The following is a 251-nucleotide window of genomic DNA, read 5'->3' on the forward strand; positions in this document are numbered from 1 at the left end:
CACCCACCAGCATGAGCGAGGCATTGCACTGCGTGTCGAGGTCCATCACGAGCACGCGTTGATTGCCCCACGCCGCCGCCGCGTGCGCCAGCATCACCGCAGTCGTCGACTTGCCGACGCCGCCTTTTCTGTTCGACACCGCGAGGAAGCGCGCCATTGTCCCCTCTGTCGTGGGTGAGCTCGGGGCGAGGGCAATAGGTGATTCGGATGGAGGCCGGTAGATGTAAGATTTTCTTGACTTTTCTGCGCAT

At 61.8% G+C, this 251-nt stretch carries 1 protein-coding gene; it reads right to left on the reverse strand.

The genetic code is table 11. From position 1 onward, the window contains the following. Positions 1 to 157: ParA family protein (locus ACZ3HG_RS24395; protein WP_465335056.1), on the reverse strand; the 157-nt coding region annotated here is incomplete at its 3' end. Between the last annotated feature and the right edge of the window lie 94 nt (positions 158 to 251).

The sequence above is a fragment of the Erwinia sp. PME.40.26/001 genome (assembly GCF_055556675.1).